Origin of the sequence: aff. Roholtiella sp. LEGE 12411, assembly GCF_015206995.1 — a bacterium.
GTDB lineage: Bacteria > Cyanobacteriota > Cyanobacteriia > Cyanobacteriales > Nostocaceae > Komarekiella.
The window spans coordinates 1-19,084 of record NZ_JADEXR010000042.1; the positions used below are offsets into that span (position 1 = coordinate 1).

16 protein-coding genes and 1 pseudogene are annotated in these 19,084 nt (G+C 40.8%); 10 read left to right on the forward strand and 7 right to left on the reverse strand.

Translation table 11 applies throughout. The features are described from left to right. Positions 1-708: 708 nt before the first annotated feature. A pseudogene (locus IQ246_RS11940) lies at positions 709-1,723 on the reverse strand (transposase). 231 nt (positions 1,724-1,954) lie between these two features. Here IQ246_RS11940 and IQ246_RS11945 point away from each other — a divergent pair. The 3 genes from IQ246_RS11945 to IQ246_RS11955 all read left to right on the forward strand — a co-directional run bounded on the left by IQ246_RS11945 (position 1,955) and on the right by IQ246_RS11955 (position 5,276). Further along, positions 1,955-2,278, forward strand: coding sequence for a YnfA family protein (locus IQ246_RS11945; RefSeq protein WP_194003234.1), 324 nt, complete (start codon positions 1,955-1,957; stop codon positions 2,276-2,278). A 612-nt stretch (positions 2,279-2,890) separates the two neighbouring features. Further along, positions 2,891-4,285, forward strand: a complete 1,395-nt coding sequence (locus tag IQ246_RS11950; protein ID WP_370588490.1) for an ammonium transporter — start codon at positions 2,891-2,893, stop codon at positions 4,283-4,285. 139 nt (positions 4,286-4,424) lie between these two features. Then, a complete protein-coding gene (locus IQ246_RS11955; protein WP_339379262.1) occupies positions 4,425-5,276 on the forward strand; it encodes an SGNH/GDSL hydrolase family protein in 852 nt (283 codons plus the stop codon). A gap of 121 nt (positions 5,277-5,397) precedes the next feature. On the opposite strand, the gene IQ246_RS11960 is transcribed toward IQ246_RS11955, so the two are convergent. Beyond that, complete coding sequence (locus IQ246_RS11960; RefSeq protein ID WP_194003238.1) at positions 5,398-7,104, reverse strand: PAS domain S-box protein; 1,707 nt, start codon at positions 7,102-7,104, stop codon at positions 5,398-5,400. Between the two features lie 559 nt (positions 7,105-7,663). Here IQ246_RS11960 and IQ246_RS30845 point away from each other — a divergent pair. Continuing rightward, entirely contained in the window at positions 7,664-7,789 is a 126-nt protein-coding gene (locus IQ246_RS30845; RefSeq protein WP_255515527.1) for a hypothetical protein, read from the forward strand. Positions 7,790-7,827: 38 nt separating this feature from the next. On the opposite strand, the gene IQ246_RS11965 is transcribed toward IQ246_RS30845, so the two are convergent. Next, a complete protein-coding gene (locus IQ246_RS11965) occupies positions 7,828-8,187 on the reverse strand; it encodes a VOC family protein (protein ID WP_194003289.1) in 360 nt (119 codons plus the stop codon). A gap of 119 nt (positions 8,188-8,306) precedes the next feature. On the opposite strand from IQ246_RS11965, the gene IQ246_RS11970 reads away from it, so the two are divergent. Continuing rightward, entirely contained in the window at positions 8,307-9,599 is a 1,293-nt protein-coding gene (locus IQ246_RS11970) for a recombinase family protein (protein WP_194003240.1), read from the forward strand. Between the two features lie 538 nt (positions 9,600-10,137). Next, positions 10,138-11,757 (forward strand): glycosyltransferase family 39 protein, encoded by a 1,620-nt coding sequence (locus IQ246_RS11975; protein WP_194003242.1) that lies wholly within the window; start codon positions 10,138-10,140, stop codon positions 11,755-11,757. Positions 11,758-11,821: 64 nt separating this feature from the next. On the opposite strand, the gene IQ246_RS11980 is transcribed toward IQ246_RS11975, so the two are convergent. After that, positions 11,822-12,040: a hypothetical protein gene (locus IQ246_RS11980; RefSeq protein WP_194003244.1), complete on the reverse strand. Its 219-nt coding sequence runs from the start codon at positions 12,038-12,040 to the stop codon at positions 11,822-11,824. 60 nt (positions 12,041-12,100) lie between these two features. On the opposite strand from IQ246_RS11980, the gene IQ246_RS11985 reads away from it, so the two are divergent. Beyond that, positions 12,101-13,117, forward strand: coding sequence for a hypothetical protein (locus IQ246_RS11985; protein WP_208492130.1), 1,017 nt, complete (start codon positions 12,101-12,103; stop codon positions 13,115-13,117). Between the two features lie 259 nt (positions 13,118-13,376). Here the strand turns inward: IQ246_RS11985 and IQ246_RS11990 are convergent, their stop codons facing one another. Together IQ246_RS11990 and IQ246_RS11995 are read right to left on the reverse strand one after the other, a co-directional pair. After that, complete coding sequence (locus IQ246_RS11990; protein WP_194003246.1) at positions 13,377-13,535, reverse strand: hypothetical protein; 159 nt, start codon at positions 13,533-13,535, stop codon at positions 13,377-13,379. 60 nt (positions 13,536-13,595) lie between these two features. After that, on the reverse strand, positions 13,596-13,982 hold the full coding sequence (locus IQ246_RS11995; protein WP_194003248.1) for a hypothetical protein: 387 nt from the start codon (positions 13,980-13,982) through the stop codon (positions 13,596-13,598). Positions 13,983-14,459: 477 nt separating this feature from the next. Between IQ246_RS11995 and IQ246_RS12000 the strand changes: the two genes are divergently transcribed. Then, positions 14,460-16,364, forward strand: a complete 1,905-nt coding sequence (locus IQ246_RS12000) for a chloride channel protein (protein ID WP_194003250.1) — start codon at positions 14,460-14,462, stop codon at positions 16,362-16,364. A 92-nt stretch (positions 16,365-16,456) separates the two neighbouring features. On the opposite strand, the gene IQ246_RS12005 is transcribed toward IQ246_RS12000, so the two are convergent. Continuing rightward, the gene (locus IQ246_RS12005; protein ID WP_194003252.1) at positions 16,457-16,870 is read right to left on the reverse strand and encodes an AbrB family transcriptional regulator; all 414 of its coding nucleotides are present in this window, start codon (positions 16,868-16,870) and stop codon (positions 16,457-16,459) included. A gap of 420 nt (positions 16,871-17,290) precedes the next feature. Between IQ246_RS12005 and IQ246_RS12010 the strand changes: the two genes are divergently transcribed. Together IQ246_RS12010 and cbiB are read left to right on the forward strand one after the other, a co-directional pair. Continuing rightward, complete coding sequence (locus IQ246_RS12010; protein ID WP_194003254.1) at positions 17,291-17,734, forward strand: Rrf2 family transcriptional regulator; 444 nt, start codon at positions 17,291-17,293, stop codon at positions 17,732-17,734. 196 nt (positions 17,735-17,930) lie between these two features. Further along, entirely contained in the window at positions 17,931-18,902 is a 972-nt protein-coding gene (gene cbiB, locus IQ246_RS12015) for an adenosylcobinamide-phosphate synthase CbiB (RefSeq protein ID WP_194003256.1), read from the forward strand. Positions 18,903-19,084 lie beyond the last annotated feature (182 nt).

Sequence of the window (19,084 nt, forward strand, 5' to 3'; positions counted from 1 at the left end):
TTCCCGACCTACCTGTGTTGCGCTTTTTCCATTACATATCTCATACAGTGCCATCAAACGTTCGCGGGTACGAGCATGATTTGCTTTTAACGCCTCTTGTCTCAATATTGAGCTACTTTGATTCCAATGAGCGCACTCTACTTTAAGCATCCTCGTTTTGTTCTCTACTACACCTACTTCTTCAGAGTAATATTTCTTCTGGCAAAACTCCAGTTCTCAAGATGGATGAGGTTTACATAACAATGTTGCCCACTTTTTACAAAAGTATTCCATCGTTACAATACTTTTTCATTGGACATTTTAGCTATTCAAAACTTCTTTGATAATGATAATCAAATAGAGGGGGGATGAGGCTTGCCTCATCCCCCCTCTCCCCATGAGCGATTATCATTTTCATTTAGATTTTTTTGAGTATTTTAGCTGATTGACAAAATGCACTCTACCTTAACCTCTCACGGATGTAAAACGGGTAATTGGGCTGGTTAACGAATATAGTCACTTTAGTTTTACAAATTCTTTAGGTCTTCATGGTGAAAGAATGGTTTTACACGCTTTCGCACTTGCTGGATTCAATGTTAAAGGCGAGAGTACAGGTGAATTTAACGGAAAAATTTGGACTGATAGTGAACATGATCTAGATTATATCAGGACTTACGCAACTGGCACAAATAGCGGGCAGGGCTGCGCCCTGCCACGGGACAATTTCAATCAAACCAAGCACATAAGAATACTTGGGCGTTTTAGTTGCTGAATTAAATAATTAGAAAGCAAGTTATGCTTGATTTGATAAATAGTTTTACCAGTGGTATAGGCTAAATTCTTTAACCTAACCCAAACTAACATTGCACAAGCAATATGATTTCTTTGGAGCCTAGCTTTACGGCACTGACAAGATTCAATGCCAGTTAATTGTTTAATCTCCCTGTGAAACTCCTCTATTTTCCAACGAATTTTACACACCTGTTGTACAACATCCGTGGAACTTTGAGATAAATCGTTAGTGGCGACGTAATCCGTTCTGTTGGTAGAAACAATAACCCGGAATAGTTTCACTTTTTTATTAGCTGGGAACCCTTTACTTTTTATAATTTTACCACAGTCTAACTCTTCTTTGCTCCATGATAATAATTCAATACGTTTATATTTTTCCTGACCAAATGTATCATCAACTAAACGATTATTTTTTAAAGGACAATAATATATTTTGTCTAGACTATCAATATATAGCATTAAACTTTGTACCGCATACCATGTATCCATCAAAACCGTATCAAATGGTAAAAGCTTATGATACACAAGGTTTTGCAGCATATCTTTCACATGGTCTATCTTGGTTTTACCATCCACGTCTGGATTAAAAATGCGGTAGTCTATTACCCAAAATATTTGAACTTTAGGATTCACATATACACAGCTGACTACACCAATTCCTTTGACTACACCATGCTCATTACCACTATATTGTCTCCTGACTATTTCTATTTCTTCAGAATACCTTTTGTCTAAAACACTATCATCAAAGATGATGTAACCATTCTCATCAGGTTCTACTACATCTTTTACATTATCCCAGAGTAACCGAGGTGTTAACTTTTTCCTCAACAAAAGAGTAGTTAATTGCATCATGGCTAATACTCTCTAAATGCTCTGCCAAATTGGTCATTGTATAATTAATTTGACTACTAAGTAGGTACTGGCAATAATCTAATTTAGTAAACTTCATATTCAAAAGTATTCGTTGCAGTAGCCTGAGCCGCAGCCCAAAAGTTTGGCGTAAAAAGGGACACTTTACATTTGTACTCTAGTTCATTTCATGTGCATTTTTATAGTACCAAAGTACTATTTATTGGCGATCGCTCTGTACTAGTGGCGTCGTTATTCAATACATCCGTACTAAAATTTAGCGATCGCCTGTGCCAGTTGCGTAAGTCCTGCATATTTTGAAATTACTCAAATGATTAAGTCGCTGCTTTATTTCATCTGGGCTGGTTTGTTTGAAATCGGAGGCGGCTACCTGATTTGGTTATGGTTGAGGGAAGGTAAGTCGTTCTGGTGGGGGATATTGGGTGGAATTGCTTTAGCTATTTATGGGGTACTGGCTACTCTCCAAACAGCAAACTTTGGCAGAGTATATGCTGCTTACGGAGGTGTGTTTATTGCAATGGCAATGCTTTGGGGTTGGAAGGTAGACGGAGTGACTCCAGACCGCTACGACTTCATCGGAACCTGTCTAGCTTTGGTAAGTGTGTTAATTATCATGTTCTCGCCCAGAAGCTAAGTAAAAATTCGGCGTTGCTGAATTTCGGTATAAAAATAATTTTGCGTGATTTCAAAACTCTTGTAGAGACGCACTGTTTGAAGCGTCTCTACACTAATAATCAGCAACGCCTAAAATTCTATATCTTTGTCGCCACGTCAGACTTTGAACAGATAATAACTTTGCACTTAGGTGCTAAAGTACAAAGGTTTTGTTAGCACCTACGCTGTGATAAACAACTCTAGCCATAGCAATGCGTTTATGCGTGCTATGGAAAGAGAAATTATTATATATTCGTTCAACTTTCCAAAGAAAAGTGCTGAGGATTCACAACACTTAAAAAGCCTCACCAATATCTTCGTTTGTAGCATTAGTTAACTAAAAGCTGAGAATTTTGTATCGTTTAAACAAAATGCTATTACTTGAAAAAATAAGATGCAGTTGTTGCATTGACACACCTTTATTTAATTTTTGGCATCACCAATTAGGATTACATTTTTATTAATTTTCGAGAAAAAATAAAGTAGAGTAACTTACAAGACAAAAAGCAGTATCAAACAGTACTGCAATGTATTTAGCTAATAAAAAATTGTTGGTGTTTAGGGACAAAAAGAAGTGTTGAAGAAAGTTGTCATGATTGGGGTCATAACCCTATTTATTTTGGGAATACCGTTGATGGGCAATGCTTTAGCCCAAACACCAGCGGCTACTCCGCCTGCTGCTGATACTGGGGACACAGCATTTATGCTGATTTCATCAGCACTTGTTCTGCTAATGACACCAGGATTGGCATTCTTCTATGGTGGATTCGTGCGATCGCGCAACATCTTAAACACGTTGATGATGAGCTTTGTATTGATGGCAATCGTCGGCGTTACCTGGATTCTCTGGGGCTATAGTCTTGCCTTTGCTCCAGGACTGCCATTTATCGGTGGATTACAGTGGCTTGGTTTAAATGGTGTCGGGTTAGAGACAACTGATTATCTCAAAGGGGCAAACCCGGTGGAAGTCGTTTCTTATGCTGCGACAATTCCCCACCAGGCATTCATGATTTATCAAGCCATGTTTGCGATCATTACCCCAGCTTTAATTTCAGGAGCGATCGCTGAACGGATGAGTTTCCGCGCCTATTCCCTTTTTGTGCTATTATGGTCAACTTTTATTTACACGCCCCTAGCCCACATGGTATGGGCTAAAGGTGGATTTTTGGGTTTGTATGGTGGTTTGGGCGCTCTCGACTTTGCAGGTGGCACAGTAGTTCACATTAGTTCTGGTGTCTCTGCCCTTGTAGCTGCGATCGTCCTTGGCCCCCGGAAAACTTATCCTGACCGCCTTAGCCCTCCGCACAACGTTCCTTTCATTTTATTAGGTGCTGCTTTGCTCTGGTTTGGCTGGTTCGGCTTCAACGCTGGGAGTGCCTTGTCCATTGCTAGTGGAACTTCTGGCAACTTGGTAACAAATGTAGCGACAACAGCATTTGTTGCCACCAATACAGCGGCTGCTGCGGGTGCTCTAATGTGGCTGATTTTAGAAGCAGTTTTACGTGGTAAACCAACCGCAGTGGGAGCAGCAACAGGAGCCGTTGCCGGTCTAGTAGGCATTACTCCAGCCGCCGGATTTGTCACACCGCTATCAGCGATTTTAATTGGTTTCATCACCGCTTTTGTTTGCTTCTACGCTGTGAGTTTCAAGCACAAGCTGCAAATTGACGATGCTTTAGATACATATCCTGTGCATGGCGTTGGTGGTACCGTGGGTGCAATTTTAACAGCCATCTTTGCCACCACTCAAGTCAATGGAGCAGGTAAAAACGGTGTGCTGCGCGGTAATTTTGGGGAACTGGTAATCGAAATAGTAGCGATCGCCATTGCCTATGCGATCGCAGGTGTTGGCACGTGGCTCATTCTGAAGATTATCGATGCCACAATCGGTCTGCGAGTCAAAGAAGAAGCCGAATACCAAGGTCTAGATATTAACGAACACGGTGAAGAAGGTTATAACTCCGAGTTTGGCGATCGTCCCAAATAGGGGGAGGGGGAGCAGGCGACTGCTATAACTCAGGACTCTCGACCCTTGACCCTTTTTTGTAAAGTCCTCAATAATCGGCGGAGTACTGACGACGAATCAGTTAAAATCTGATTCAAACAATTGGTAAATTTCGCTAGTCGTGTCTACTTCTGCAAAAACCTTTCCTATCTGGGCATTTTTATCGCTGTTAACCAACGGCATATTGATGCTGGCTGTCATTCTACTGATTTTGCAACAGCAGAAATTGACCGCTTTTTTTGGAACTACAACTTCCTTCGCTCAAGTCAACCTGAACAATGAAACCCAATCTGTTACACCTATTTTGGGTTCCCATCTAAAACTCAATTACCAGCAGTGGATAGACATCCTTAAGAAAGAAGCTAAGGTAGTTGCTGACAAACGTCCTCCGCATTTAACCATACTGGTGGGAGATTCTCTGAGTCTGTGGTTTCCTACTGAGTTATTACCCGAAGACAAAAATTGGCTCAATCAGGGAATTTCTGGCGAAACCAGCAATGGACTGTTAAAAAGATTGGATCTATTTGAGCGCACCCAGCCAGAGGTGATTTTTGTGATGATTGGCATTAATGACCTAATTCGAGGGGTGAGCGATGAGGTAATTTTGGATAATCAGCGACAAATTATGAGTTACCTGCGAAAGGTACATCCGACAGCGCAAATTGTTGTCCAGTCAATTTTGCCCCATGGAGCAAAGGAAGCAACCTGGCAAGGACGGGCGCAACTGCTGGCTGTTGCTAATAGTCGCATTCGCCAGTTGAATCAGCAACTGCAAAGCGTAGCTGCTAACGAAGGTGTCAAATATCTTGACTTGTATCCTTTGTTTATCAGCAAGCAAGGCAATCTCCGCCGTGAATTTACTACTGATGGCTTACACTTAAGCCCTGAAGGTTATATAGTTTGGCGTTCTGCATTGCAGATTTATAGCAAAATCGAATTAGAACCCCAACTTCAAGAACAGAAGAAGGAGTAAGGAGTCAAGAGTCAAAAATCAAAAGTTATTATTTTCTTCCCACGTTTTCAGCCATTCTACCTGGTTGTTCTTTCAGGCGATCAGAAATTGCTGCTGGCAAATTCTATTGATCAGGTAGTACTTATTCTGCTGCAAGTCGCTGAGTGATATTGCGAAAAATGCCACGAGTAACAATCGGATGACCTTCTAAAAATTTACAGTTAATATTACCTTCTAGGAAGATTGTTTGACCACCTTTGGTAAGGAATGCAGTTTGAACTTGTTCTAACTTTTCTCCTGAAAGCAAGCGATAAAACTGTTGACGACAGTATTTTTGAAAATTTGGATGTATAATCTCAAAAAAATTCATCTGAGCAATTTCAGCTTCGCTATATCCCAAAGTTTCCCGCCACGCACGATTGACATACAAAAAACGACCATAAGCATTAACACATTGAATCAGATCGTTAGCATTCTCAAATAAATCTCGATATCGTTTTTCACTTTCTACAAGCGCATCTTCTGCTTGTTTGCGTTTGATAAATTGGGCTATTTGGCTACCAGCAGAAGCCATCATTTGTAATAAGTCTGTATCTTTTTGTTGTACCTCTCGCTTAAAGAAAACCATCAACCCTAAGATTTCATGATCGTCTAAAATGGGGAAGCCAAATGCTGTATGCAATCCAGCTTCGGCTGCGGATTGCGATCGCTGCAAGTCATTATCTGCGGTGATATCGCTAATCCAAAGGGGGGAACGTCGTGTCCAAATTCGACCAGGTAAACCAATACCAGGAGTATAGGTAGTTTGCCAGGTTATTGCTTTAAACTCTCGCACAGAAATTACTCGGCTTGACCAAATTTCTACACATCTCAATACTGCATTAATACTGGGTGCTTTAACTGATTTGCCGATGTATTGATTTGGTGTCCAAAGTTCTCCTAAATCCCATCCTAGGCTTTGACAAATAGATTGTAAAATTTGCGGAATCGCCTGCTTTATACTTTGAGATTCTGATAATATACGGGTTATGCTATATTGAGCATAAGTGCGCTGTTCCCGATTTAAGCGAGTAGTAATATCTCGACCGATGTAGACAATATCTTCTAAACCTTCAATTTTTTTGGGAATTACTGAACAAGAAAAAGCAACTAATAATTTTTCTTTTGTTTTGGTTCTACAAACTAGCTCTAAATTCTGAAAGTTTTTCTTAAATGAAGTATGTTGTTGAGTTACCTTGATTAATCCTTGCTCATCATCGATTAGCAGTGATATTGATTGATTAATTAATTCCTCTTCATGAAAACCAAATAATTTTTGGGCAGCATTATTTACTTTCTTTATTTTTCCTAAACTATTTGTTACCAACAAGGCATCTGCCATTGAAATGATAACTTTATCCATATAGTTTTTGTATGACATTAAGGCATTTGATAGCATACGCGCTTCATTAGCTCGCTGTGCTAACTTCTGTTGTAAGGCCATCCTGTCAGTGACATCCTCAATCAGAATGATTAATTTGTTGCCAGATTCCTGTGTATGCTGTTCACCGATAATATATATATCCATGTATATATCGAATTTATTATCAGCACATCGCTCAATGCCTTGTAGTTCAAATAGTTCCTGGTTCCCTTGTAAAATAGATTTCAGAATATCTTCAATTCCTATAAACTCAGGAAAACTTAGTCGGACATCTTTTCCTCGCATCACTTCCTTAGGGGAATCAGCAAACCGTTGTACTTGATCGGATGTATCTATAATGCAAAAATTATCATCCAGTTCCAAACGTTCAAATTTACGTGGAAAGGAAGGTTTGTTAAAAATCCGATCTAGTACTTGGTATTTCATTGTGATGTGGGAATCAGCTTTAGATTTGGCTTTAAAATTAATTATCAGAGGATAGAGGATGAGAAAAGTTTAACCTATTGCCCTATGACGGCATCACTCAATTGAAAAGTAAAAATTAGCGAGTTATAACTAACGATTAATAATTCAACACTATTGATGATTATTTCAAAGATTTTATTAAAATACAAGCCTATCTGACCAGTATTTGCTAATCCTCAGTTTTCTGACTTTGATTAATATTAATTGATGTGTCATCTTTTATGATTAATTTAGTATGTTTGATGAAAAATAAAAATGAGTATAAATAATTTAAGAAATTTGTTTGATATAAGTTGATTAAGTTAATTTAATAAAATCAGTATTTTATATTTATTTTTGACAATTTATTATATTGTTACATTCAGTCAGCAATTTCTAGTTAAAAGTGATGCTCAAAATATTTAACTTGAATTTTACAAATTTATATAATTATTAGGAGTAAGCGATCGCATCTCTAAAATTCTACATAATATACAAGTAGGTTAGTTTGACTGTATCTAAGTATTTACCAACAATGTAGGTGTTAAGTTTTCCATCTAAACGAGCTTCATCAGTAGAATATCACATGAATGCGATCGCATCTTATACTTACTGTGGATCAATCCCCAGCTTTGGGCATGGGGCATGGGGCATTGGGGATAATTAATATTTACTCTGCCTTGTCCCCCACTCCCCTACTCCCCCTCACTGCTGACTCAATTCGATAATATTCCCATCAGGGTCTTGAGTGAAGAGAGCAGCGCGACCGGAGGCACTAGCTTGAATGCGATAATGGTGATTGAGTAACTCTAATTTGGCGGCGTCCAAGTCAGCAACTGAGAAAGCGATGTGGGGGTTGCGTCCCCATTTTTCATTTAGGTTTTCGGTGGGTACGGTGGTTGCGACTACCAGGTGAATTTGATAGTTGCCAACTTGATACCATGCACCAGAGTATTTTAAGGAGCGATCTATTTTGGATAGTCCCAATACTTTGCCGTAAAAGTGTTCTGAGCGCTCTAAATCAGTAACGAGAATGGCTGTATGGAGACTGTGGGTAATCTGCATTGTTAGTAAGATGCGATCGGGTTTATTTAGATTTTGACCGATTTGAACCACTAACGCAGAGTGGGGGAGAATAAATATTATCTCCTAACTCTTGACGCTTGACCCTTGACCCTTGACTAATGAAAATTATTGCCTACACTTACACAGATCCTCTACTAGAATCTTCTCCCGATGAAGCTAATTGGGGATGGGAGGTGGACGGGGTTTATCAAGATTTGGGTAAAAGAACGCAATTACAACAATTATTCACAGACTATCAAACTGAACCAGCAGATTATCTGTTGATTCGGCGCTTGGAAGAATTGGGGGATACTGTAGAGGAAGTGAGCGATCGCTTAAATGAACTTGAAGCAATGGGAGTGATGGTAATTGTCACTGAACAACCATACACGTCTGAAAACTCCAATCTCCGTAGTGAATTACTGAATTTGCTACACGAAGTTCAACGTCAGCAACGCAGTCGCCGCATCCGCCAAGGACACGCCCGCAATCGTCTTGATGCTGCGCCTCCACCGGGTAAAATGCCCTACGGCTACCGCAGAGGTAAAGGAAAATATACTATTGATCGCAGTACTTCACCAGTGATCAAAGATTTTTTTGAACACTTTTTACTTTATGGTTCCTTGCGGGGTTCAGTCCGTTATCTGGCGAAAAAATACGGCAAGAAAATCTCTGTTACTACTGGGCGACGCTGGCTGACGAATCCAGTCTATCGGGGTGATACAGCCTATCACAATGGTGAAATTCTCTCCAATACCCATGTTCCAATAATTTCCAAAGAAGAAGCAGCCCAAATTGATCGGCTTTTGCGTCGTAACAGTCGTTTACCGTCTCGGACTGCTAGTGCGCCACGTTCTCTGGCTGGGTTGGTTATCTGTGATGAGTGTCAGTCACATTTAGTAGTTACCAGTGTCACTCAACGAAATCAAGATAAAGAGTATCTTTATTTGCGTTCAATGAGCTGTCCCAAAAATCCTAAGTGTCGCGCCATTCCTTACCAGAAAGTTTTGGAACATACAATTGAAACGGTTTGCCGTGACTTACCCTTAGCAGTAGCGGGAATGAATTTTCCTCAGTTGGATGCAGTCAAGAATAGTTTAAGTGAAGCGATCGCCCGTCAGCAAGAAATACTTGCTCAGTTACCCGCTTTAATCGAAACTGGAATTTTAGATACTGAAACAGCAAAGTTAAGGGCTTACAAACTCCGCACAGAAATTTCTGCAATGCAAGCTAAACTAGCAACTCTCCCACCTGTGAATTTGCGTTCTGTTGCTCAAGCTGTTTCTATCTCACAATTTTGGTTAGATTTGTCGGAAGCAGAGCGGCGATTTTACTTTCGAGAATTCATCAGACAAATTGAAATCATTCGCCAGGATAAAGAGTGGGGTTTACAAGTTATTTTTATTTTTTAAATTTTACATTAGCGTCGGTATTTGTATATTTCCTTAATAGCGGTAGCAAAAGGTTTAACAAAACTGTAATAGAAAATACTATATCTGCTATCACCAAAAAGGCTTTTTATTTTCCTAGGATGCGATGCACAAGGTTAACTTTGGAATAATTAATCTAATGAAAGACAGTGAAAATTTAATGTATAAACGTTGAACATAACGTCTATACAGAGCGATGCAACGTTTATACAGAGGTTATCGCTTAATTTAATCAGGCATCAAAATTAGAATGTATATAGGGTTATTTACGGACTAATTAATAGGTAATAAAATAGTGTTTATCTGTATTATTTTTATCAAACAACCGTAAAAATTGGTTAAATAATTGGCAAAATAACTAAGATGAATTTCTCAAAAAGTTAGCACTAATTAGACAAAATTGAGCTAATCTTGGAAACTAGCAATTGTTAAGAACACAGGTTGTTACTGGGTGGCAATATTGGAGATTCGCTCTAGTCTCTTGTAATTAAACCAGCAAGCAAAATGATTATCATAGAATATGCAAGAAGGAAGCTTTGTTTGGGGTCATCTAGAGAGACAGCATCGCACGGTTGATAAATGGATTGATTGGGTATGGCTAGTAGTACTGCTTTTGGCAGCAGTGTTACTGTTTAGCATCAATCTTGGTGGATTACCGCTGCGAGATTGGGATGAAGGTACTGTGGCACAGGTTGCTCGGGAAATTTGGCGTGCTCCAGCAGGTTCAATGCGTTGGCTTTACCCAACCCTAGGAGGTGAACCGTATCACAACAAGCCGCCCCTGATGCATTTGCTAATTGCTTGGGCTTATTCTCTAGGAGGTATGAATGAGTGGACAACCCGCTTACCTGGAGCAGTTTTAACAGCAATCTCCGTACCTTTACTGTATTGTATTGGTAGAGAGATATTTCGCCAACGTTGGGCGGCTATTTATAGCGCCTTGATTTACCTAACAATGCTACCTGTCGTGCGTCATGGGCGTTTAGCAATGTTAGATGGGGCGGTGGTAAGTTTTTTGATGTTGATGATGTTGTGTGTATTGCGATCGCGCCGAGATTTGCGTTATTGCTTAGGTGTTGGGCTTAGTTTCGGATTAATTTGCTTGACACAAGGACTGTTAGGTGTATTGCTCGGCGCGATCGCGATCGTATTCTTGTTTTGGGACACACCACGACTACTTACCAGTTACTATTTTTGGCTAGCAATCCTCATCGGTGTTCTACCTGTGGCTTCTTGGTATAGCATCCAACTGATCCACTATGGTTACACTTTTGCCCAAGATGGCATTGTGAATCAATCCTTAAACCGCATTGGCACACTTGTCGAAAGGAATTCTGAACCACCCTGGTACTATGTCATCGAGCTTCTCAAGTGGACATGGCCCTGGCTAGTGTTTTTACCGCAAACTATACGTTTAACCTGGGAAAATCGGAACCTTAGCTGGGCAAAACTCGTACTAGTGTGGAGTGGTGTTTATCTGCTGGCGATTTCTTTGATGAGTACCAAATTCCCTTGGTACATATTTCCGATTTACCCTAGCTTAGCCTTAGCTTTTGGTATCCAGTTAACAGACACGGAAAATTCGCCTTTACTGTCATCATATCCGCGTACTTGGGTAGCTGGTTTAGCAATACTTGCTGTAGCCGCTTCTGCTGGTAGCATGTATTTCAGTTGGGGTACAGCGCCAAAAACCGACTTACAGTTAATTTTTGCAGCAATAGCTTTAACTATGACCTTAGCGGCTATTTTGGCAGAGCGAGGCGACGGACAATTTCTGAAGATTTTATTTTGGGGAAGTTATATTTCACTGCTGCTGTTGATGAAATCTAATTACTGGATTTGGGAATTAAGTAAAGCCTATCCAGTTAAACCAGTCGCCGCTATGATAGTGCAGGCAAATCCAGCCGTGAAGAAGATTTACACATCGTTTCCCTATCATCGTCCATCGTTGGATTTTTATAGCGATCGCACCATCATTCCCGCTTCTCCAGGTGAACTAAAATATTACTGGCATTACAGCGGACAACCCTACTTCCTGCTTAATACATCTACTGCCAAAAATCTCCAACTAGAGTCGATGAAGCTAGTTGATCAAGCTGAAGGTTGGAAACTAGTTACAAAAGATACTAATCGTCTGTAGAAAGTCAAGTTGCATCACCGAACAGCCCGTAGTATAAAAGTCGAGCTAGTGCTCATGAGAGCACCTAGCGTCGGAATCTTCTGGCGCGGAGGGCGGTTTGAGCTGTTAGGGTTCGCGCAGCGTCTGGTAGAGAAGCGGTAGCGAGTTGACGAGCGTCTCTATACTTTTCAAGACAGACATCACTTTTCTCCAGAAAATTGGATTCTTTTTTACTGGTTTGTAAAAGCTCCAATAGCTTAGTTTGAAGAAATAATAAACCTGGTAATCTTGCGGTTTTTATCATCAGATTTATTCTTCTATGCTAGGAAAGATTAATAAATATTTCATTGGATACAAAAATCAGGTGCTGATAAATTTACAAGATATTTCATTATTTCCAGAAAAGCGAGAAGAACTTGCTGAGACGGGAGCAAATCAGACGTTTTCAGAAGCGTGGGCGAAGAAGTATTTGCGAAAGCTAGCTGAACAGGATGATCTGACTGAAGTGCTCAACCGAAGTGAAATAGCAAATGAGATTGCAAAAACTTTAATGCAGACACTCCGAACCACAAGTGTTCAAGCGTGGGCAAGAACAGAAGCACTCCTGTCTAAAGAGGTCATTCGGCATCAAATTGACCCTAAATTGATTGATCCGTGGGCAGTAACAAAAGATGCTCACCATATTTATCAAACAGCCCTCTCAGCTTATGCTCAACAGATTCCCCCACCGAAATTTTCTACCTGGATTGCAGCAGACTTGGGAAAAATTCGGCAGAAGTACATGGCAGACGATCCCAGAGTAATCGGGTTTATCAGTATGCAATTTCACTACAGTGGGCAAATGCTGCTCAACTTAACACCGCCAACACAGCAACCATTGCTGAGTGCTTATTTCAAGGTGATTGATGACCACCTTTATATGCCACTCCAGCGTGCTTACCAGGCAGCAGCTCAACATGCTTACAACGCGCCAGCGTTAAAAGCAGTCCAGCAACTCTTGCCGCTGTGCAGTGAAATTGCGACCAAGATCGTAGAACGGGTGACGGAGTTGTATCCCGCCTATCACTGCTATACAGGTCGTTTAAGTGACACTAACATTAAGATTTCGAGTATCCGTGATACGGAGATGTTTCAGGTTTATCTGTGGGTTTGTGTTTTAGAGAACAACATTAGCGCCGTACAACAAGAGCTATTTCCGCTATGTGTCATGCTGTATCCAAAATTGAAAGTACGCTGGGAATTAGTACGGCAATTAATTCACTTGCTCGGCGCTGAGATTCGCTCTCGTTTGGAACCGCAACAGGCTGCTTATTTTGTCCCTTACTATGAGTCGCTGTGGGGAATGTTTTCACCCCAAGTATTTCCGGATAGTACGTTTTAGATGCCCTTGTGTAACAATCTTGCAATTGCATAAGACTTTTGGAAAATGGTTAAGTAGACTAGAGCAAATAGTTCCTTGCTTGTAGGGTGGGCATTGTAATGCTCACCCTTTAGTCTATTTGGATAAAAGAAAAACTCTATCAGAGAATACAGCGATACATACAGCAGATTTCAGGTATATGAAGTACATAAATAAAACCCGAAACCTTGTAGTAGAGACGTTACATGTAACGTCTCTACTAAAACCATGCTCTATTTGTTTATTGAAAGCGACGGTAAAGTCCATCTCCAGGTGTCTGTAGAGGGATAGTCGCCCCGCCGCTTTGGGCACTTGTACTGAGCTTGTCATGAGTATAGTCGTTGGCGTAGCCTCCCGTAGAGAAGTGCAGGGCATTGGTAGCTTCTTTCCCATGCCCCATGCCCTTTGTTATAATAATACTGACAGTATAGTGGGCTTTAATTTATAACATAGTACAAACTTAGGGAGATTTTTCCCCCAGTTCTTTAATTTGCTCTGTTGTCGGAAATACTTGGCGATCAGAGTTTGTGCTTTCCTGGGTAATAGCAATCATACTAAAAAAAATGGCACTTCCCACAGCCAAAGCCATCATAGGATGCTTCAGCAAGACAAAATCTCTTATAATCCTAGATAGAGGTCGGCTTTGACGACGTAGCGCCGAAGCAATCATCATCTGTCTCCAGGTAAATGGATCGCGCACGTAATGACCGCTTTGACAAACTACTAGACGTTCCTGGCAATACGGACAGGTAAACAAGCCAATGCACGTCTTGACTGGTTTGGGCGTAGCATTTCTTTGGCAAATTGGGCAAGTAACATAATGATTATCAAAGGTGTGTGTATTCATCTACCTTGTCCGCCTAGTCCATTTATTCGCTCTATAACAATAGCTATATTGAAATCAAATCAATATTTAGTAGATTCCCAAGTATGTGATATTCAGTGATAAATAACACATAAATTTGCATCCCTAATTAAGGATAGCTTAAGGGTTACAACACGAGTATAGCTAGATTTAGCTGAGGATGACTCCCCTTGAATGCTTGTGTATGGTGTGTCCACTCAACCTGCAAATATAGTATTTTGTGTACAGACAATAGAGTAGAAGCTCAGTTGCCCCTTAAGAGCGATCGCTAACCCTTGATTATTAATTCTCTCCCATTTAAAGGTTCTCATCACAAAAATTTTGCACAGTGACATTTTTTTGCTCAAGCTTTGTAAATTAAGTAAATAAAGTCTACTTGTCTGGTTACTAAACAATGGCTCACAATGAGAAGTAACAGATAAATATCTAAATTTTTTCTGACATTTCCCCTGCCTATCAATGACTCTCTTGCCTCCCACTCAACTGAGGAAGGTAACGGAACAACCTGCCTTTCCTACACCTTCTGCACATTTAGCTCAGCTAATTAACCGTTTTCAACCCTCCCCAGAAACAGTAGTACTGTTTTTAGCCATGCTAATTGGCGGCGGTACTGGTATGGGTATAGTTACTTTTCACTATTTGATCCAGCTGACTCATCATCTGATGCTGGAAACTTTGATGGGCCAGATTGGTGGTTGGGGTGCTTGGACTTTAGCCTGCGTTCCTATCCTTGGCGGACTCATCGTTGGCTTGATGCGCTGGCGTACTCAAGACTTTGGGCCTGGACTTTCATCTCTTATCGCCGCCTCTCAAGGAACAGAAATAAAGCGACCACTACGACCAGTAACCAAGATGCTGGCTGCATCTGTTTCCTTGGGAAGCGGTGCTTCTTTGGGGCCAGAGGGGCCAAGCGTAGAAATTGGTGCCAATTTTGGGATGTTGCTGTCTCTAATACTACAAGTATCTCAAGAGCGGAGGCGTTTGCTTTTAGGTGCTGGTGCTGCTGCGGGATTAGCTGCTGGATTTAATGCGCCGATAGCTGGAGTATTCTTTGCTCTAGAGGTGGTGATGGGAGCTACATCCTTCGCTACTTCTGCTGTGAGTGTGGTGCTGCTAGCGGCTGTGGTGGCAGCATTAATTGCCCAAATTGGTTTGGGGACACAACCTGCTTTTACTCTACCTGCTTACCAAGTTCGCAGTTCTTTGGAATTACCCCTTTATCTTGGCTTGGGTTTAGGGGCCAGTCTAGTTTCTCTAGCTTATACAGAATCAATTCGTTTGGCAAAGGCCTGCTTTGCTGGCAAAGTTCCGGGTTTCGACTTTTTGGGACGAATTCCTCAGCCGATTCATCCAATTATTGGCGGCGTCATTGTTGGTGCAGTTGCTTTGCTTTTCCCACAAATTTTGGGTGTTGGTTATGAAACTGTCGAAGCAATGCTTCAAGATGTGCAATTTTCACTCTTGTTGTTGGTTGAGTTGTTGGTGCTGAAACTGCTGATGACTGCTATTAGCGCGGGTAGTGGTTTTGTTGGCGGTTTGTTTGCACCAGCAATGTTTCTGGGTGCTTCTTTTGGATCGGCTTACGCCAAAATTTTGGCTGTGGTATTTCCAGTAATTGGTGAGCAGATGGCGGCTCCCCCAGCTTATGCAATGGTGGGAATGGCAGCAGTTCTAGCTGCCAGCGTTAGAGCGCCATTAACAGCAATTTTAATGCTGTTTGAATTAACTCGTGACTACCGCATTGTTTTACCGTTGATGGCAGCTGTGGGTTTGAGTGTTTGGCTAGTGGAGCGCATTAAGCCAATTTTCAACTCTAACTCCAATTTACAGCAGATTGGTCTTTCTGAGTTGAAAGATGAACAGGCGGAAATTGTGCAGCACGTTTTAGTAGAAGATGCCATGCACTCTTGTCCGAAAAAATTACTTGCAACCTTGGGAGTGTTGGATGCGGCTGTAGAAATGATCAGCGATCGCATAAGGAGTGCTTTAGTAATTGATGAAGCCGAGCAATTAGTTGGCATCCTTTCTTTAGAAGATATTAACCGCGCTCTTTCTGTTTGGCAAACTTCCTCAAATTCGCCAACAGAAATTCCTGATAATTTATTTAGTCAGACACTTATAGACATTTGTACCACTGAAATCCTTTATGCTTGGCAAGATGAACTCTTATCTGAAGCTTTAGACCGCATGTCTCTTAGAGGTTTGCATCAATTACCAGTCATAGCACGAGACAATCCTGATCTGATTTTAGGTTTACTAGAAAAAGAGCAAATTGCATTAACCTGCAATTTAGCAGTTACGCGCAAGGCGCTTCGTTACTATTTACCAGTTTTACCGACAGCAGATATAGTTATTAGTCAATAGTCAAGAGTCAATAGTCAAGAGTCAAAAAATCTTTGATTTTGGACTTTGGACTCTTGACTCTGGACTTTAAACTTTGGACTAATGACTATTTATTAAGCTGTAGCTTCTATAGCTTCAATACCTTCTCTATCTTCTGGGTCTACCTGCCTCAAACGAATATGCTTTTTACCTAAAGTGATGAGAAACTCATCTCCTGGTTTGAGATTCATCTGTTTCGTATAAGCTGAACCTATCAGTAAGTTACCATTCGATTGCACACTAATTCTATAGCTAGCACTGCGTCCACCACGCCCGTTGGCATTGGGCGCACTGTCCAACTGAATGCCTTCTGCATCAATTAGGGCGTTTAAGAACTTCATCATATTGACACGCTCTATACCATTTTTGGTAACGGTATAGTAGCCGCATTTTTTGGCTTTGTCTTCTTTGCTCTCGTTCTCTAGCTCTTTAACTTTCTTGAGCAGTTCTTCACCGAGGAGGGGTTCAATTTTTTTCTGTTTAGGCATCAACTTAGGTTGAAAACGAATGTTTGAAGTGTTGGAATCGATTTTATTTTAGCTGACGTTAAGCTAACAAGAACAGAGTCTTTTAGTTTTTATCTCAGCCTAGCCAAGTATATTACACTCATAGGCAGAATTGTTGCGTGATTACTAATATTGCTAAGACAATCTATTTTATAGAATTCTGGCAATGCTGATAACTATATATAGTTTGTGAATCACTGCTAGACTATATTTGTTTAAGTTTTTTAAACTAACCCTAAAAAGATAGTCTACTTGCTGAGCATGATAACTTGGAACACAGAATGATAAGCAAAACTGATCCTTAGTCAACAGTCAAGAGTAGAAAGGCGATTAATCTTGTCTATAACAGGAGTCAAGAGTTTTTATCAATTGACTATTGACTAAATAACAAAGCTTAGCAAAATGAAACTAACTACCAGAGGACACTATAGTGTGAAGGCATTGCTAGATTTGACTTTACAACCAGAATATGGGCCTGTATCTGTCAGAGCGATCGCCAAACGTCAAGATATCCCTGCTCCCTACTTAGAAAAACTGCTAATAGAAATGCGTCGTGCTGGGTTAGTGAAATCAATTCGCGGTAGCATTGGTGGATACCAATTGGCTCAACAGCCTGCACAAATATCTATAGGACAAATTTTAGAAGCAGTAGGTGAAACCATTAGCCATTTACCCCATCACACACCAGCACCAGCACAAGCTGAAGATTGGGTAACATTTACCCTATGGCAGAGACTCAATCAAAAACTCAAAGAAGCTTTGTACAGTATTACTCTGGCAGACCTTTACTACGATGCTCGCAGTTGGCAAGCTTCTCTTGGAGAAGAAGCTAGTTTTGTTGTTTAGTCAAGGGTCAAAAGTCAATAGTCCAGAGTCCAAATATTGACCTTTAACTCAATTCCGTGGGTTAAAGTCCCCCGGTTATATAATCGGTAAGTTTTGTGTTGGGGTTAAATCCTCATTACAAAACTTAATTACGAATTACGAATTACGAATTAGTTTAACTCTTGACCCTTGACCCTTGACCCTTGACCCTTAACTCATGACTAATAACATTTATATTTTAATCATTGCTGCACTTTTAGATTACTTAATCGGTGATCCTTGGGGTTGGCCTCATCCAGTGCAAATTATGGGATGGGTAATTTCTCAGTTCACCAAACTTTCTCAGCGATTGTGTCACAATTCTTTAACACAACGTATAGCTGGAGTTGTACTAGGTATTGTCCTAATAATTGGTAGCGGCATTTTTGGCTATTTTATAATTCAAAGTGCCAGATGGCTGCATCCGCTATTGGGAATTGCTTTAGAAAGTATTCTCTTAGCTAGTTGTTTTGCTCTTAAAAGTTTGCGAGCAGCAGCAATTGCTGTTTTACAACCTTTAACAGCAAAACATCTGGAGGAAGCTCGTAATATTTTAAGGAATTACGTTGGGCGAGATACACAAAACCTCTCTGAACCAGAGATTTTGCGAGCCGTTTTAGAAACAGTTACAGAAAATGCTACCGATGGGGTAATGGCTCCGCTTTTTTATGCAATTGTTGGCCTCTTTGTGCCAGTTGTAGGGCCAGCGCCCTTTGCTTTAGCATACAAAGCTAGCAGTACCCTAGATTCAATGGTGGGCTATCGGGAAGCACCTTATACCTATTTGGGATGGTTCAGTGCGCGGTTAGAAGATTATTTGACTTGGCTACCTTGTCGGCTAACAGTTATGACGCTGGCACTTTTATCAGGTAAGCCTCTACATGTTTGGCGGATTTGTCACCGGGATGCAGTTACCGATCCTAGTCCTAATTCTGGTTGGAGTGAGTGCGCCTATGCTGCTATTTTAAGTGTGCAGATGGGAGGTACAAATTGGTATAGCGGGATAGCTAAGCAAAAACCACTGCTAGGAGATGCAATTTATCCCATCACCCCAACTTCCATTTATAATGCTTTGCAACTGACTCGATATAGTTTTTTGCTGTGGTTAGTGGTAGCGATCGCTATATTTTTAATACTGCTAAACAGGTAATTATAAATATAGGGAATAGGGAATAGGGAATGGGAAATAGGGGATAGGGAATAAATGATTGGGATTATTTACCCAGTCCCCAGCGATGCACTGAGCTTGTCGTACCCCTACGGGGAAACAAGCTACGCCTAGCGTCCCCCAGGGAAGTGTCCCCAGTCCCCAGTCCTCAATCCCCAGTCCAT

Coding starts and splice junctions, on each gene's coding strand:
- IQ246_RS11980 (WP_194003244.1), bottom strand. CDS start 12,040: ATGATAAAAACCGCAAGATTACCAGGTTTATTATTTCTTCAAACTAAG.
- IQ246_RS11945 (WP_194003234.1), top strand. CDS start 1,955: ATGATTAAGTCGCTGCTTTATTTCATCTGGGCTGGTTTGTTTGAAATC.
- IQ246_RS11965 (WP_194003289.1), bottom strand. CDS start 8,187: ATGCAGATTACCCACAGTCTCCATACAGCCATTCTCGTTACTGATTTA.
- cbiB (WP_194003256.1), top strand. CDS start 17,931: ATGACTAATAACATTTATATTTTAATCATTGCTGCACTTTTAGATTAC.
- IQ246_RS12010 (WP_194003254.1), top strand. CDS start 17,291: ATGAAACTAACTACCAGAGGACACTATAGTGTGAAGGCATTGCTAGAT.
- IQ246_RS11970 (WP_194003240.1), top strand. CDS start 8,307: ATGAAAATTATTGCCTACACTTACACAGATCCTCTACTAGAATCTTCT.
- IQ246_RS11950 (WP_370588490.1), top strand. CDS start 2,891: ATGATTGGGGTCATAACCCTATTTATTTTGGGAATACCGTTGATGGGC.
- IQ246_RS11960 (WP_194003238.1), bottom strand. CDS start 7,104: ATGAAATACCAAGTACTAGATCGGATTTTTAACAAACCTTCCTTTCCA.
- IQ246_RS11975 (WP_194003242.1), top strand. CDS start 10,138: ATGCAAGAAGGAAGCTTTGTTTGGGGTCATCTAGAGAGACAGCATCGC.
- IQ246_RS12000 (WP_194003250.1), top strand. CDS start 14,460: ATGACTCTCTTGCCTCCCACTCAACTGAGGAAGGTAACGGAACAACCT.
- IQ246_RS11995 (WP_194003248.1), bottom strand. CDS start 13,982: ATGAATACACACACCTTTGATAATCATTATGTTACTTGCCCAATTTGC.
- IQ246_RS12005 (WP_194003252.1), bottom strand. CDS start 16,870: ATGCCTAAACAGAAAAAAATTGAACCCCTCCTCGGTGAAGAACTGCTC.
- IQ246_RS11990 (WP_194003246.1), bottom strand. CDS start 13,535: ATGGGGCATGGGAAAGAAGCTACCAATGCCCTGCACTTCTCTACGGGA.